Genomic DNA, 14,821 nt, shown 5'->3' on the forward strand with positions numbered 1-14,821 from the left:
GCCGCTCATGCAAAACGCTCATGTACATCAAAATAGCGCTTCATTCCGCGAATACTTCCGCCAGCAGGCCGCGCAGCCACTGGTTGCCCGGGTCCTGGCTGTAGCGCCGGTGCCAGAACACGTTGGTCTGCAGCGCCGGCAGCGCCAGCGGCGGCACGATCCACTCCAGCCCGAACGCCGCCGCGGCGCGCTCGGCCAGTTTCTGCGGCACCGTCACCACCAGGTCGGAGCTGGCCACGATGTAGGGCACCGCGGTGAAATGCGGCACCCGGACACGCACCGCCGGCCCGATCCCGGCCCGCGCCAGCAGGACGTTGATGCGGTCGTACGGGCTGTCGCTCGAATCGACCAGCATGTGCTCGGCCTGCACGAAACGCTCCAGGCTCACCTCGCCCCGCCCCAGCGGATGGCCCTTGCGGAACATCGTCACGTAGGGCTGGCGAAACAGCTGGCGCTGGTACAGCGCTTCCGAGATGTCCTCGAACGGCCCGATCGCCAGGTCGACCCGCCCGCCTTCCATTGCTTCCTTCAGCGCGAGCGTACCGGCCCGCACCGAGCTGATCTCCACCAGCGGCGCCAGCGAGCGGCAACGCTCGATCAGCGGCGGCATGAAGTAGATCTCGCCCACGTCCGTCATCGCCAGCACGAAACGCCGGTGGCTGCTGCCCGGGTCGAAGCGGCTGCGCTGGTTCAGCGCCAGCGCCACCTGCGCCATCGCCACCCCGATCGGCTCGGCCATCTGCGTCGCCAGCGGCGTGGGCTGCATGCCGGTTGCGGTGCGCACGAACAGTTCGTCGCCGAAGCTGCGCCGCAGCCGCGCCAGCGCATTGCTCACGGCCGACTGGCTCAAGCCCAGCCGCCTGGCGGCCGAGGATATCTGGCGCTCCCGGTAAACCTCCTGGAATACGCTCAGGAGGTTCAGGTCGATGCTGTGCGGTTCGATCATGTTGGCGTCGGTGTCGGCGTCGAGGCGCATTGTGGGCGCGCCCACCGCGCAGGAACAGTAGTATTTAGATGGTGAATAGTCTACATTTTTCTATTCATCTCGTAAAACACGGTGAATTCTTCGAGAATGGCGCCGATGCGCATCACCGATGCGTGACATCCAGGAGACCCAGCATGCGCCCACCCGCCGCCTACATGAGCGGTTTCGGCAACGAGTTCGCCACCGAAGCCCTGCCCGACGCCCTGCCCCGGCACCGCAATTCGCCGCAGCGCGTCGCCTACGGCCTGTACGCCGAACAGATTTCCGGCACGGCATTCACGGCCCCGCGCAGCCACAACCGCCGCTCCTGGCTGTACCGCATCCGCCCGGCCGCCGTACACGGCACGTTCACGCCGATCGACGCCGGCCGCATCGTCGGCCGCTTCGACACCCCGGCGCCGCCCAACCAGCTGCGCTGGAGCCCCCTGCCGATGCCGGACGCGCCCACCGACTTCATCGACGGCTGGGTCACCATGGCCGGCAACGGCTCACCCGAATCCATGAGCGGTTGCGCGATCCACCTGTACGCGGCCAACAAGCCGATGGAAGGCCGCTACTTCTACAGCGCCGACGGCGAACTGCTGGTCGTGCCGCAACTGGGCCGCCTGGCGATCGCGACCGAGCTGGGCCTGCTGGAAGTCGAACCGCAGGAAATCGCGGTGATCCCGCGCGGCGTGCGCTTTCAGGTATCCCTGCCGGACGGACAGGCGCGCGGCTATATCTGCGAGAACTTCGGCGCACTCCTGCAACTGCCCGACATGGGTCCGATCGGCTCGAACGGCCTGGCCAACCCGCGCGACTTCCTGACCCCGGCCGCACGCTACGAGGATGTCGAAGGCGACTTCGAGCTGGTGGCCAAGTTCTGCGGCGGCCTGTGGCGCGCGGACATCAAGCATTCGCCGCTCGACGTGGTCGCCTGGCACGGCAACTACGCGCCGTACAAGTACGACCTGCGCCACTTCAACACCATCGGCTCGATCAGCTACGACCACCCGGACCCGTCGATCTTCCTGGTGCTGCAGTCGCCCAGCGACACCCCGGGCGTGGACACGCTCGACTTCGTCATTTTCCCGCCGCGCTGGCTGGTGGGCGAGGACACCTTCCGCCCGCCCTGGTTCCACCGCAACGTGGCGAGCGAATTCATGGGCCTGATCCACGGCGCCTACGACGCCAAGGCCGAGGGCTTCGTGCCGGGCGGCGCCAGCCTGCACAACTGCATGAGCGGCCACGGACCGGATGCGGCGACGTTCGACAAGGCCAGCAACAGCGACACCACCCGCCCGCACAAGGTGCTCGACACCATGGCCTTCATGTTCGAGACCCGCCACGTCATCCATCCGACGGCGTACGCGCTGTCCTCGCCGCAGTTGCAGGCGGACTACCAGCAATGCTGGGCCGGCATCCAAAAGAATTTCCACAAGGAATTGTAATCAGGATGGCAATCATCCGTGTGGCGCAAGTGGCGACTGGCATGAGATGATGCGCCGTGCGCCGGTTTCGGCGTGCCCGGCGACGGCCCGGACAGTCCGAGAGAGGCGTGTGCGCCAGTGTTGACCGACATATTGATCATCTCCGTCCTCATCCTGATGAACGGAGTGTTCGCCATGAGCGAGTTGGCGCTGGTGTCGGCCAAGCGCATGCGCCTGGAACGGCGCGCCGAGGAAGGCAGCCACGGCGCACGTGCCGCGCTGAAGCTGGCGGACGACCCCAGCAACTTCCTGTCCACGGTGCAGGTCGGGATCACCCTGATCGGCATCTTCAACGGTGCCTTCGGCGAAGCCTCGCTCGCCAGCAACCTGGCGACCCACCTCCAGACCGTTCCGGTCCTCGCCCCGTATGCGCGCGAGGCCGCCACCGGCCTGGTGGTCGTATTCATCACCATCGCCTCGATCATCTTCGGCGAACTGGTGCCCAAGCGCATCGCCATGCGCTACCCGGAGGCGATGGCCACCCTGATCGCCCAGCCGCTGCGGCTGCTGTCGGTCATCATGTCGCCGTTCGTGAAGTTCCTGGCCCTGAGCACCAACGCGATCGTGCGCGTGCTCGGCATCCGCCAAGCCAAGGAAGAAGCGCCCACCGAGGAAGACATCACCGGCATGATCAAGGAAGGCGCCGACACCGGCGTGTTCGAGAAGACCGAGTACGACATCGTCCAGCGCGCACTGCGCCTCGACGACCAGCACCTGAAGTCCCTGATGACCCCGCGCGTCGACCTGATCATCCTCGACCTCGACGACGACCGCAAGACCAACCTCGAGATTCTCGCCTCCCATCCGTTCAGCCGTTTCCCGGTCTGCCGCGGCGACCGTTCGCACATCCTGGGCTACGTGATGGCGCGCGACCTGCTGGCCCAGGCCGTGCGCACCGGCACGCTGGAGGCCATCGACCTCGACGGCGCCGTGGAGGAACTGCTGTACGTGCCGGAAACGATCAGCGCGATGGCCCTGCTCGAGACCTTCAAGAAGAACCGCGCGGAACTGGCCCTGATCGTCGACGAATACGGCGACATCCAGGGCATGGTGACCCTCAGCGACGTGATGAGCGCACTGGTGGGCGACGTCACCGTGATCGACGAGGAGCACGACCCGGACGCGACGCAGCGCCCGGACGGCAGCTGGCTGCTCGACGGCGGCGTCGCGCTCGACCGCTTCCGCGACCTGCTCGCCACCGACGTGGAGTTCCCCGACGAGGACAACGGCGGCTACCACACCCTGGCCGGCTTCCTGCTCTACCAGCTGGGCTACATCCCGAAGGTCGCGGACATGGTGGAATGGGAGGGCTATCGTTTCGAGGTCATGGACATGGACGGCAACCGGATCGACCGCATCATGGTGAGCCAGATCGCGCCGTCGGCCCAGGTGCAGGCCAACGAGGCGAATTAATCTTCTGTTAAGCCTGGCGCGCTAAGCTTCCGACAACTCAACAGCGGGAGACCGCGATGGATGTCGTCAAGCTCGGGCCCCTGGTCCTTTCCGTCACCGTGCTGCTGGTCCTGGCCGCCGTCCTGGTGGCCAACGGCGTCGCCGCGTGGTACCACCGCCGGCGCGGGGTCGATGCCGGGCCGGTCCTGTGGAAGATGATCGTGGCCGGGTTCCTGACCGCGCGCGCGGTCTTCGTGCTGCGCCACCACGACATCTTCGTCTCCGCGCCCTGGAAGGCGCTCGACATCCGCGACGGCGGCTTCGACGGCACCGCAGGCCTGGTCGTGGCCTGCGTGATCGCCGCCGAACTCACGCGCCGGCATGCGGCCCTGCGCCGCCCGCTGCTGGCCGCCACGCTGGCCGGCTGCGCGGTCTGGCTGGGCGGCACGCTGCTGTCCCAGGCGTTCGCGCCGGCGCGCGTGCCGCTGCCGGACGTGATGGTGCGGCGCCTGGACGGGGTCGAAGTGCCGATGCAATCCTTCGCCGGCAAGCCGATGGTGGTCAACCTGTGGGCCACCTGGTGCCCGCCCTGCCGGCGCGAAATGCCGGTGCTGCGCGCGGCGCAGCAAGCGCATCCCGGCATCGCCTTCGTGTTCGTGAACCAGGGCGAGTCGGCGCAAACCGTTGCGCGCTACCTGGCAGCGCAGGGCTTGCACATGGCGAACGTGGTCATCGATCCGGCAGGCCAGATGGGCGCGCGCACCGGCTCCCCCGGCTACCCGGCAACGCTGTTCTATGACGCGCGCGGGGTGCTGCAGTCGCGGCATGTGGGCGAACTGTCGGAGGCGACCCTGCGGGAGAAACTGGCCGTCCTGGCGAAACAGGCGCGCACGGGACGCTTCTGATTGCCAAGTCGTCAACATCTGCGTACACTCAGCCGTACAGCCGTGCTCGTGCGGCTGCGCATTCCCGGCGCCGGCGGCCATGTCCGTTCCGTGCGCATATTCCCAGATCCTGGCCGGCGCGGCACGCGCAACGGCATCCCCCGGCCGGAAGCTATTGAAAGGACCCACCCGATGATCCCACCAAACGCCGCATGCGCGCGCGCCCTCCGCGACGGCGGAATCGACGCGATGGCCGCGCTGGACTTTGCCATGCCGGCGGCCCTGAACGGCCTGTCGCCCGAGCAGGATCAAGAGCTCAAGCTCGTCTTCGCCCGCCTGATGGCGCACGTGGTCGAGCAGTTCATCAATCCTGCCATCCGCGCGTATCCGGAACTGGCCCCCGACAGGGAAACCTGGGCGGCCATCGTCGAAGAGCGCGCCGCGCTGCGCAGCAAGCGCAGCGCCGCCGATAGCGCGCAGGCGCCGCAGGGCGGCCAGGCGGGCTGAACGCGGCACGGGCGGCGGCCCTTTCCCTGCCGCCCCGCCTGTGGTACAAGGTCGCGTCCCCCAGGAGAGCGCATGCAAGTCAACCCGATCCAGCTGTTCGACGCCGAATCGTCCACCTACACCTACATCCTGTCCGCACCGGACGGCAGTGGAGCCGCGATCATCGACCCGGTGGACCGGCACCTGGCGCGCGACATGGCCCACATCGCACGCCTCGGCCTGCAACTCACCCATGTACTGGAAACCCACGCCCACGCCGATCACGTCACTTCCGCGGGCCGGCTGCGCGCGATGACGGGCGCCAAGGCCTGCGTGCCGAGCGGCTGCGGCATCCCGCCCGCCGAAGTCCAGCTCGAAGACGGCGACCTGCTGCGCTTCGGGGCGCGCGAGCACATCGCCGTGATCCACACTCCGGGCCACACCGCCGGCAGCATGTGCTACCTCTGGCGCGGCAACCTGTTTTCTGGCGACACCCTGCTCGTGGACGGCTGCGGACGGACCGACTTCCAGGGCGGCAGCGCCGCCGACCTGTACGACAGCGTCACCCGCAAGCTCTTCACGCTCGACGAACGCACCCGGGTCTGGCCAGGCCACGACTACCAGGGCCAGTCGGTATCCACCATCGGCTGGGAAAAGCGCCACAACGCGCGCCTCGCGCACCGCTCGCGCGACGAGTTCGTCACGCTGATGGCGGCCCTGGAACTGCCGCGCCCCCGCCTGATGGACGTCGCGCTGCCGGCCAACCGCAAGCTCGGCCTCGCACACGGCATCTGATGCGGCCGCCTTTCCACCTGGAATGACAGCCGGACCCGCCTCCGGTATCATATTGCTTTGGTTATAATCGATAATGCTCATAAGAAACATGTGGGCTGCAGCGGGCCGGCCTGATGATGCAGTTTGACGATATTTTCCAGTGGCGCACGCGCATCTTCTCGAGGCTGATGTCGATCGTGGTCGTCCTCGGCACGCTCGCCGCGGTCCCGAGCGTGGGCCTGGCGCTGGCCGACGGACTGTGGCCGGTCGCCGTGATGGACACCCTGGCGCTGGGCTGGATCGTGGCGATCTGGTGGTTCGACCGCCTGCCATACACGTTCCGGGTGCTGAGCTTCCTCGCCGTGCTGTTCTTCGTCGGGATCGGCCTGATGCTGTGGGTCGGCCCGGTCAGCCAGGTCTTCCTGCTCGCGCCGCCGGTCATGGCGGTGGTCCTGCTCGGCACGCGCCAGGCGGTCGCCGCCCTGCTCCTCAGCGGCGGCGCCATCCTCGCCCTCGGCCTGGCCGGCCACGCCCGGCTGTTCCTGCCCGGCCTGGCCCAGGACGACCTGCTCGCCTCGCTGGTCGTCACCCTGAATTACCTGTGCGTGGGCGGCCTCATCACTATCACCTGCGGCACCTTGCTGCAGGGGCTGTCGCGCAGCCTGGACGACCTGCGCGGCTTCGCCGGCTCGCTCGAAGCCAAGCAGGACAAGCTGCACGCACTGAACGCCGAACTGCGCCTGACCTCGGCCGCCGTGGCGCGCCTGAACGACATGGTCCTGATCGCGGACGCGATCGACGCCCCTGGCGCACAGCAGCCGATCATCTTCGCCAACGATGCCTTCGCGCGCCGCACCGGCTACACGCGGCAGGAAATCGTCGGCGAGAGCATGCGCCTGCTGCACGGGCCCGATACCGATCCCGACGAAACGGCGCGCATCCTCGAGGCGGTGGCGGCCAGCCAGCCGGTCAGGACCGAACTGGTGCTCTACACGAAGCCCGGCGAGCCGTTCTGGGCCGAGATGGAGATGGTGCCCTTCGCCAGCGAGTCCGGACGCAACACGCACTGGGTGGTGGTGGGCCGCGACATCACCGAGCGCCGCAACGCGGCGAAGGCCATCCACCGCCTCGCCTTCTACGACGTGCTCACCGGCCTGCCCAACCGCCGCCTGTTCACCGAGCGCCTCGACGCGCTGGTGGCGGCGCGCGATGCCGGCGGCACGCTCGGCGCGGTCCTGTACATCGACCTGGACAACTTCAAGACCGTCAACGACGCGCGCGGCCACGCCACCGGCGACGCCCTGCTCAGGCACGCGGCGTCGCGCCTGCTATCGGTGGTGCGCAAGGGCGACACCGTGGCGCGCCTGGGCGGCGACGAATTCGTCATCCTGTTGGGCGAGCTGGGCCATGAGCCGGAATCGGCCACCCGCACTGCGCTGATGGTAGCCTACAAGGTGCTGGCGGCGCTGGGAGAGGAAGCCACGATCGGCGGCCATGCCTACCGCTCCTCGGGCAGCATCGGGGTGGCGCTGCCGCTGCGTCCCGGCCAGACCGCCGCCGACCTGCTGCGCGAGGCCGACACGGCGATGTACCAAGCCAAGGCCGCCGGCCGCAATGGCGTCGCGCTGTTCGAGGCCACCATGCTGGCCGAGGCCGAGTGCCGCCTCACGCTGGAGCGCGACCTCGGCTACGCCCTCGAGAGAGGCGAGCTGGCAATGCACCTGCAACTGCAGGTCGACCACGCCCGGCAGCCGGTCGGCGGCGAGCTCCTGATGCGCTGGCGCCGGGCCGGCGGCGTGCTGGTGCCGCCCGAGGTGTTCATCCCGGTTGCCGAATCCAGCGGACTGATCGTCCCGCTCGGGAACTGGGTGCTGCGCCAGGCGTGCGTGGCCGTGCTGCGGCTCGACGCGGCAGGAAGCCCGATCCCGCTCTCGATCAACGTCAGCCCGGTGCAGTTCCGCCAGCCCGACTTCGTCGAGCAGGTGCGCACGGTACTGCGCGAGACCGGCGCGCCCGCCGAACGCCTGATCTTCGAGATCACCGAAGGGCTGCTGGTATCGGACCTGGACGCCACCATCGCCCGCATGCACGAGCTGGCGGCGATCGGCATCCGCTTCTCGATCGACGACTTCGGCACCGGCTACTCGAACCTGGCCTACCTGCGCCAGATGCCGCTGTACGAACTGAAGATCGACAAGAGCTTCACGCGCGACGCCCCGACCGACCTGAACGGCGCCGCGATCGTGCAGTCGATCCTGGCGATGGCGGACCACCTGGGCCTGCGCGTGGTGGCCGAAGGCATCGAGACCGCGCAACAGGCCGAGTACCTGGCGGCCCACGGCAGCCCGTGCATGCAGGGCTTCCTGTTCGCCCGGCCGGCGCCGATCCACGAGGTGCTGGCGAGCCTGGCCTGCGCCTGACCAGGGGCGGCCTCTGCTAGTCTGCAGCGTGACAGAAAGGAGGCAGCCATGGCACACCAGTCCATCCTCGAATTTTCCACCCCAGGCCGCGGCACGCGCGACATCACCGATGCGGTCGCGGCCGCCGTCGCCGAGTCGGGCGTGCAGTGCGGCCTGGCCCACGTCTTCGTGCAGCACACCAGCTGCTCGCTCCTGATCACCGAAAACGCCGACGCCGACGTGCGGCGCGACCTCGAGACCATCCTGGCGCGGCTCGCGCCGGACGGCGACCGCGCCTACCGCCACGACGCCGAGGGGCCCGACGACATGGCGGCCCACGTGCGCAACATGCTCACGGGCTCCGGCCTGAGCGTGCCGGTCGGCGACGGCCGCCTGCTGCTCGGCACCTGGCAGGGCATCTACCTCTACGAGCACCGCACCGCCCCGCACCGGCGGCGCGTGGTGGTCACCGTCCTCTAGCCGGGAGCGCCGAGGCGGGTCTCGCATCGGCGTCGGCAGTTGTATGATGACACGCAAACTGAGACGCCGCCCGAATGCGCAACGCGGGGTTGGGCAAGGGAAGCAGGATCACCGGTCATGTTGTATGATGTCTGATGAGCCTGCCGGGGACCGCGTTTCCTGCGGCCTGCACCGTCACCCACAGGACCGTTTGCCACATGACTTCCACTTCCCTGAAGTGCGGCCCCTCGCCCCGCGAAACCGCTTTTTTCTCCCAGCCCGCCATCGTGGTCGCACTCGCCACCTTGTGCTGCCTGCTGTGGGGAAGTTCCTACCCCGCGATCAAGAGCGGATATGTACTGTTGGGCATTGGCCAGGAGGACGTTCCATCCAAGCTGGTATTCGCCGGCTACCGGTTCGTGCTCGCCGGCCTGGGCGTGGCGGTCGCGGCAAAGCTGCTCGGCAAGCAGGTCGCCCTCGTGCGCGCCGACCAGCTGCGCCAGGTGACGCTGCTGGGCCTGGCGCAGACCAGCCTGCAATACGTGTTCTTCTATATCGGGCTGGCCTACACCACGGGCGTCAGGGCATCGATCCTGAATGCCACCACGACCTTCTTCAGTGTGCTGCTGGCGCACTTCCTCTACCAGAACGACCGCCTGTCCGCCCGCAAGGCGCTGGGCTGCCTGCTCGGCCTGGGCGGCGTCCTGGTGGTGAACGCCGACTCCGGCGCCCTCGGCGGTGCCTTCCATTGGCAAGGCGAAGGCTTCATCGTGCTGGCGGCCTTCGTGCTGTCGGCCGCATCGATCTATGGGAAACGGGTCTCGCAACACATGGATGCGATGGCAATGACGGCCTGGCAGTTGTCCATCGGCGGCCTGGTCCTGCTGGCTGCCGGCTACGCCGCAGGTGGCAGCCTGGGGCAACTGAGCGTCGTTTCCGGCGCCTTGCTGGGCTACCTCGCCCTGTTGTCGGCAGTCGCCTTCACGCTCTGGAGCCTCCTGCTGAAGCACAACCGGGTCGGCTTCGTCAGCATGTTCGCATTCCTGGTCCCGCTGTTCGGCGCCATGCTGTCGGCCCTGTACCTGCGCGAGGACATCCTGAAGTGGAACAACCTCGCGGCACTCGTTCTCGTGTGCGCCGGCGTGGTGCTCGTGACCCATGCCGGCGGCGGGGGCGCACACGGAAAGCGCTGAAGGGGCCCGGCAGCCTGGTCGCGCGGGAGCGCGCCTGGCATATGCATCGGTTTTCGTTGGACAGCACCCGGCGCGGGCGCTAATCTGGCGGCCTGTCTCGACTGCCAGGGGGTCCACGATGTTCCGTCCGCTTGCCAGCTTGCGCGTCGCAGCCACCCTGCTGTCCCTTGTGCCGTTCGCCATTCCCGCTTCCTGCCTGGCCGCGCAGCCCAGGCCGGCGCCGGCAGCCGACCACCACCAGCACCTGTTCAGCCCCGGCATCATCGCCCTGCTCGCCCCGGCGCCCGGCCCGGACGCGCTGCGCGAACTGCCGGCGGGCGAGCTGGTGGGCTACCTGGACGCTGCCGGCATCCGGCGCGCCGCCGTGCTGTCGGTCGCCTACATGTACGGCAAGCCCGGACGCGCGGTCGAGGACGAGTACGCGAAGGTGAAAGCCGAGAACGACTGGACCGCTGCCCAGGCCGCGCACTACCCGGACCGGCTGCGCGCCTTGTGCGGCTTCAATCCGCTGAAGGACTATGCCCTGGCCGAACTGGCGCGCTGCGCCGCGCACCCGGGCCTGCGCCATGGAATCAAGATGCACTTCGGTAATTCGGACGTCCAGCTCGACAACCCCGCCCACCTCGCGCGCCTGAAGGAAGTCTTTCGCGCCGCTAACAAGCACCGGATGGCGATCGTCGTGCACATGCGCGCGTCGATCTCGCTCAAGCGTCCCTATGGGCAAGCGCAGGCGCGCGCCTTCCTCGATCACTTGATGCCGCTGGCCACCGACATCGTGGTGCAGGTGGCCCACCTGGCCGGCACCGGGCCCGGCTACGACGACCCGCCCGCGAACGAGGTCATGCGCGTGCTGGCGGAAGCGGCCGCGCGCAAGGATCCGAACACCCGCCAGCTGTGGTTCGACGTGGCCTCGATCGCCACGCCCGGCATCGCGCCCGCCCACGCGCGCGAGATGGCCGACCGGATCCGCAAGGTGGGCGTGGACAGGATCCTGTACGGTTCGGACGCGGCCTCGCCGGGCAACATGACACCGGGCGAAGCCTGGGCCGCGTTTCGCGCCCTGCCGCTCACCGGGGAAGAGTTCGACCGCATCGGGAGGAATGTCGCGCCCTATCTGCGCCGGTAATGCGCCGACGATGCGCCGGCTGCTTCGGCCGGGCGGCGGCGGCCGCAGAAGCATGCTATCGTTGCCCTGCCATTGTGGCGCTCGCCGGCAGGGGAAACGCATGCATCCATCGAACATCGTCCTTCTCACATTCCATCCGGAGCGCGATGAGCTCAGTCCGGGCAAGGAATTGCGCGACGGCCTGTCGGTTGCCCTGCGCATGGGGCGCACGCTGTGGCTTGCCAACGACGAGTCGGTCAGCCTCGAACGGCTGACACTGTGCGACGAGGACAGCAGCGGCAACACCAGCTTCACGCGCGACCACAAGCAGTTTGCGCTGCACGACTACCTGGAGCTGCCGCTGCCGCCATATGGTGAAAAACCCGGTGAAACACCGCTTGACGGACCGGATGGCAAGCCGGGGAGCGATCCGGGCAATGACATGGCCGACCGTTCGGGCGTGGCGCCCGGCGACGCGGGCATCGGCGACAGCGCGCGCGGCCGCATCAACGAAGCCGATATCGAGGGCCTGGCCTGCGACGGCAAATACCTGTGGCTGGTCGGGTCGCACAGCCTGCGGCGCAAGCAGCCAAAGGCGGGGGACGGCGTGAAGAAGGCGCACAAGCGCCTGGCGTCGGTCAGCGCCGACGGCAACCGCTACCTGCTGGCGCGCATACCTGTGGTCGAAGAAAACGGGCTTTATTCGCTGGCGGTACAACACATGCACAAGGACAAGCCGCGCTCGGCCGCCCTGCTGCGCGGCGACGAGCACGGCAATGAGCTGACGGCCCTGCTCAAGGACGACGTGCACCTCGGTCCCTTCCTTGCCATTCCCGGCAAGGACAACGGTTTCGACATCGAAGGCATTGCCGTGGCCGGCAAGCACCTGCTGCTGGGCCTGCGCGGACCGGTGCTGCGCGGATGGGCGATCGTCATCGAGGTCGCGCCGGTCGAGGACGATCGGCCGGGACGACTGCGCCTGGGGCCGCTGGGCGACGACGGCCAGCGCTACCGCAAGCATTTCCTCGACCTGCACGGCCTCGGGATCCGCGACCTGTGCCTGCACGGGCAGGATGTGCTCGTGCTGGCCGGCCCGACCATGGACCTGGACGGGCCGGTGACGGTATTCCGGTGGCGCGGGGGCGCCCGGTTGGGGACGAAAGACGCCGACAAGGAATGCGTGGTGGCAGCCGACCAGTTGGAACGGGTGCTGGACCTGCCTTTCGGCCAGGGTGTCGACCATCCGGAGGGCATCACCCTGTTCTCGTCCGCCGGCGGCGGGGATGAGGCCCTGCTCGTGGTGCACGATTCCGCGGCGCCGAGCCGCCAGATCGGCGAGAGCATCCTGTTGGCCGACGTGTATCCGCTCCCACAGCGGCGCAAGCAAGACAAATGAGGCGCGTTGCCCACCCGCCTGCGGAAAAAATCTTTCCAGCAGGCTTGAAACTTTTCGGCACATCAATAATGTGTGCTTTGTGACTATTGTTGAATTTTGCGACCTGCCGCGGATGGTATGCTCGCGGCCTTTCGTAGTCGATTCGACGCATGACACCCAAGAATATCCTGTGGGCGCTGCTGGCGCTCATGCTGGCCGCCGGCATGTCCGAAAGCCTGTACGGCGCCGTGCACGTGCGGGCGCCCACCTGGTGGATGGCGCTGTCCAGTTTCCTGATGAGTTTCCTGCCCTATTACTGGTATCGCCTCGACAGCGAAACCCGGCTGTTCCCGCGTTCGCGCTGGATGAGCACCGCGGTCGTCGCGCTGGCGCCGATCGGCATTCCCGTCTACCTGGTGCGCAGCCGCCCCAAAGGCGCGCGCCTGCGCTCGCTGTACCGCATGTCCGGCTTCGTCGTGCTGATGTGCGCCGCGGCGGTCGTGGGCGCGGGAGCCTTCTTCTTCATGCCGGGCTGACCCAAGCCTGCGCCCCTCCGGCGGCGTCCTTGGTAAGCTGGGGCATCGCGGCGCCTCCCGCGTCGCAGGCCCTCAACCGTTGGAAATCAAGGAGATTACTATGCGCAAGATCATCATGATGGCGATTGCAGGCTTCCTTTGGAATAAGTTCGGCGGCAAGATGGCGCAGCGCTATCCGTACCGCCGCGGCGGCTATCGCCGCTTCTAGGCGCTGGCCGGAAGCCAGCCGGCAAAGTTTCGCCCGGCTGGCCCTCCTTGCAGTAGAATCGCTGGCTTTAAGGCAAGTTTCGTATTCTTAAGGCCGACGATGGACCACGCGCAACACGCACCTGCAACCCCACCTGCAGCCCCACCCTCAGCCCCTGCAGCCGCACCTGCAACCGCACCGGCAGCCGGCGGCAATGAACTCAAGCGCGGCCTGAAGAACCGCCACATCCAGCTGATCGCCCTCGGTGGCGCCATCGGCACCGGCCTGTTCCTGGGCGTGGCCCAGACCATCCAGATGGCCGGCCCCTCGGCCCTGCTCGGCTACGCGGTCGCCGGCCTGGTGGCCTTCCTCATCATGCGCCAGCTCGGCGAGATGATCGTCGACGAACCCGTCGCCGGCTCCTTCGGCTATTTCGCCAGCAAGTACTGCGGTCCCATGACCGGCTTCATGTCGGGATGGAACTACTGGGTCATGTACATCCTCGTCAGCATGGCCGAGCTGTCCGCGCTCGGCATCTACGTCCAGTACTGGTTCCCCGACGTGCCGACCTGGGCCTCGGCGCTCGGCTTCTTCGTGCTGGTCAATGCGCTCAGCCTGCTCAACGTGCGCGCCTTCGGGGAACTGGAATTCTGGTTTTCGATCGTCAAAGTCGCGGCCGTGGTCGGCATGATCCTGTTCGGTTCCTACCTGTTGTTTACCGACACCGCCGGGCCGCAGGCCGGGGTGGCCAACCTGTGGCAGCACGGCGGCTTCTTCCCGAACGGCTTTGCCGGCCTGGCGTTGTCGATGGCGGTGATCATGTTCTCGTTCGGCGGCCTGGAGATGATCGGCATCACGGCCGCCGAGGCCGACAACCCGCAGCGCACGATCCCCCGGGCCGTCAACCAGGCGATCTGGCGTATCGGCATCTTCTACGTCGGCGCCCTCGCCGTCCTCCTGATGCTGTACCCGTGGCAGAAGGTGGTCACCGGCGGCAGCCCCTTCGTGCTGATCTTCGCCGCCCTCGACAGCAATGCCGTGGCCAACGTGCTCAACCTGGTGGTGCTGACCGCGGCGCTGTCGGTGTACAACGGCTGCGTGTACGCCAACAGCCGCATGCTGTTCGGCCTGGCCGAACAGGGCAATGCTCCGCGCGCCCTGCTCAAGGTGTCCCGGCGCGGCGTGCCGCTCGCGGCCCTGGGCGTGTCGGCCATCGCGACCGGCATCTGCATCTGCATCAACTACTTCCTGCCGCGCGAGGCCTTCGGCATGCTGATGGGCCTGGCGGTGGCGGCGCTCGTCATCAACTGGGGCATGATCTGCTGGAGCCACCTGCGCTTCCGCCGCCACAAGCGGCAAGCCGGTGCGGCGACGCTGTTCCCGAGCCCGTTGTTCCCACTAACTAACTACCTGTGCATGGCCTTCCTCGCCGGCATCGTGGTCGTGATGTACCTGACCCCCGGCCTGCGCCTGTCGGTGTGGCTGATTCCGGCCTGGCTCGCCCTGCTCGGCCTGGGCTACTGGCTGCGCCGGCGCGGCGCGGCGGCCGCGGCGGCGGTTTCGGCCTGAACCGGGCA

13 protein-coding genes are annotated in these 14,821 nt (G+C 67.9%); 12 read left to right on the forward strand and 1 reads right to left on the reverse strand.

The genetic code is table 11. The features are described from left to right. Positions 1-40: 40 nt before the first annotated feature. Entirely contained in the window at positions 41-946 is a 906-nt protein-coding gene (locus ACFFJK_RS09490; protein ID WP_379679004.1) for a LysR family transcriptional regulator, read from the reverse strand. A 173-nt stretch (positions 947-1,119) separates the two neighbouring features. On the opposite strand from ACFFJK_RS09490, the gene hmgA reads away from it, so the two are divergent. The 12 genes from hmgA to ACFFJK_RS09550 all read left to right on the forward strand — a co-directional run bounded on the left by hmgA (position 1,120) and on the right by ACFFJK_RS09550 (position 14,813). After that, the gene (gene hmgA / locus ACFFJK_RS09495; RefSeq protein ID WP_379678865.1) at positions 1,120-2,415 is read left to right on the forward strand and encodes a homogentisate 1,2-dioxygenase; all 1,296 of its coding nucleotides are present in this window, start codon (positions 1,120-1,122) and stop codon (positions 2,413-2,415) included. A 132-nt stretch (positions 2,416-2,547) separates the two neighbouring features. Continuing rightward, entirely contained in the window at positions 2,548-3,867 is a 1,320-nt protein-coding gene (locus ACFFJK_RS09500) for a hemolysin family protein (RefSeq protein WP_379678866.1), read from the forward strand. Between the two features lie 56 nt (positions 3,868-3,923). Further along, a complete protein-coding gene (locus ACFFJK_RS09505) occupies positions 3,924-4,751 on the forward strand; it encodes a TlpA family protein disulfide reductase (RefSeq protein WP_379678867.1) in 828 nt (275 codons plus the stop codon). A 171-nt stretch (positions 4,752-4,922) separates the two neighbouring features. Beyond that, positions 4,923-5,237 carry a hypothetical protein gene (locus ACFFJK_RS09510; protein ID WP_379678868.1) on the forward strand — a complete coding sequence of 105 codons (315 nt, stop codon included), beginning with the start codon at positions 4,923-4,925 and terminating at the stop codon, positions 5,235-5,237. Between the two features lie 72 nt (positions 5,238-5,309). Further along, on the forward strand, positions 5,310-6,011 hold the full coding sequence (locus tag ACFFJK_RS09515) for an MBL fold metallo-hydrolase (protein ID WP_379678869.1): 702 nt from the start codon (positions 5,310-5,312) through the stop codon (positions 6,009-6,011). Positions 6,012-6,124: 113 nt separating this feature from the next. Further along, on the forward strand, positions 6,125-8,410 hold the full coding sequence (locus ACFFJK_RS09520; RefSeq protein ID WP_379678870.1) for a putative bifunctional diguanylate cyclase/phosphodiesterase: 2,286 nt from the start codon (positions 6,125-6,127) through the stop codon (positions 8,408-8,410). A gap of 48 nt (positions 8,411-8,458) precedes the next feature. Beyond that, positions 8,459-8,869 (forward strand): secondary thiamine-phosphate synthase enzyme YjbQ, encoded by a 411-nt coding sequence (locus ACFFJK_RS09525; RefSeq protein WP_379678871.1) that lies wholly within the window; start codon positions 8,459-8,461, stop codon positions 8,867-8,869. A 197-nt stretch (positions 8,870-9,066) separates the two neighbouring features. After that, positions 9,067-10,041 (forward strand): DMT family transporter, encoded by a 975-nt coding sequence (locus ACFFJK_RS09530; RefSeq protein ID WP_379678872.1) that lies wholly within the window; start codon positions 9,067-9,069, stop codon positions 10,039-10,041. Positions 10,042-10,159: 118 nt separating this feature from the next. Beyond that, a complete protein-coding gene (locus tag ACFFJK_RS09535) occupies positions 10,160-11,167 on the forward strand; it encodes an amidohydrolase family protein (protein WP_379678873.1) in 1,008 nt (335 codons plus the stop codon). A gap of 100 nt (positions 11,168-11,267) precedes the next feature. Next, on the forward strand, positions 11,268-12,542 hold the full coding sequence (locus tag ACFFJK_RS09540; RefSeq protein WP_379678874.1) for a DUF3616 domain-containing protein: 1,275 nt from the start codon (positions 11,268-11,270) through the stop codon (positions 12,540-12,542). 149 nt (positions 12,543-12,691) lie between these two features. Beyond that, on the forward strand, positions 12,692-13,057 hold the full coding sequence (locus tag ACFFJK_RS09545) for a hypothetical protein (RefSeq protein WP_379678875.1): 366 nt from the start codon (positions 12,692-12,694) through the stop codon (positions 13,055-13,057). A 307-nt stretch (positions 13,058-13,364) separates the two neighbouring features. Continuing rightward, positions 13,365-14,813, forward strand: coding sequence for an amino acid permease (locus ACFFJK_RS09550; RefSeq protein ID WP_379678876.1), 1,449 nt, complete (start codon positions 13,365-13,367; stop codon positions 14,811-14,813). Positions 14,814-14,821: the final 8 nt, after the last annotated feature.

This window comes from Massilia consociata (assembly GCF_042432755.1).
Lineage (GTDB): Bacteria > Pseudomonadota > Gammaproteobacteria > Burkholderiales > Burkholderiaceae_D > Telluria > Telluria consociata.

Bases quoted from the DNA above. Each gene is read 5' to 3' on its own strand.
- ACFFJK_RS09490 (WP_379679004.1), bottom strand. From the start codon at position 946: ATGATCGAACCGCACAGCATCGACCTGAACCTCCTGAGCGTATTCCAG.
- ACFFJK_RS09520 (WP_379678870.1), top strand. From the start codon at position 6,125: ATGATGCAGTTTGACGATATTTTCCAGTGGCGCACGCGCATCTTCTCG.
- ACFFJK_RS09505 (WP_379678867.1), top strand. From the start codon at position 3,924: ATGGATGTCGTCAAGCTCGGGCCCCTGGTCCTTTCCGTCACCGTGCTG.
- ACFFJK_RS09550 (WP_379678876.1), top strand. From the start codon at position 13,365: ATGGACCACGCGCAACACGCACCTGCAACCCCACCTGCAGCCCCACCC.
- ACFFJK_RS09535 (WP_379678873.1), top strand. From the start codon at position 10,160: ATGTTCCGTCCGCTTGCCAGCTTGCGCGTCGCAGCCACCCTGCTGTCC.
- ACFFJK_RS09530 (WP_379678872.1), top strand. From the start codon at position 9,067: ATGACTTCCACTTCCCTGAAGTGCGGCCCCTCGCCCCGCGAAACCGCT.
- hmgA (WP_379678865.1), top strand. From the start codon at position 1,120: ATGCGCCCACCCGCCGCCTACATGAGCGGTTTCGGCAACGAGTTCGCC.
- ACFFJK_RS09515 (WP_379678869.1), top strand. From the start codon at position 5,310: ATGCAAGTCAACCCGATCCAGCTGTTCGACGCCGAATCGTCCACCTAC.
- ACFFJK_RS09545 (WP_379678875.1), top strand. From the start codon at position 12,692: ATGACACCCAAGAATATCCTGTGGGCGCTGCTGGCGCTCATGCTGGCC.
- ACFFJK_RS09510 (WP_379678868.1), top strand. From the start codon at position 4,923: ATGATCCCACCAAACGCCGCATGCGCGCGCGCCCTCCGCGACGGCGGA.
- ACFFJK_RS09525 (WP_379678871.1), top strand. From the start codon at position 8,459: ATGGCACACCAGTCCATCCTCGAATTTTCCACCCCAGGCCGCGGCACG.
- ACFFJK_RS09540 (WP_379678874.1), top strand. From the start codon at position 11,268: ATGCATCCATCGAACATCGTCCTTCTCACATTCCATCCGGAGCGCGAT.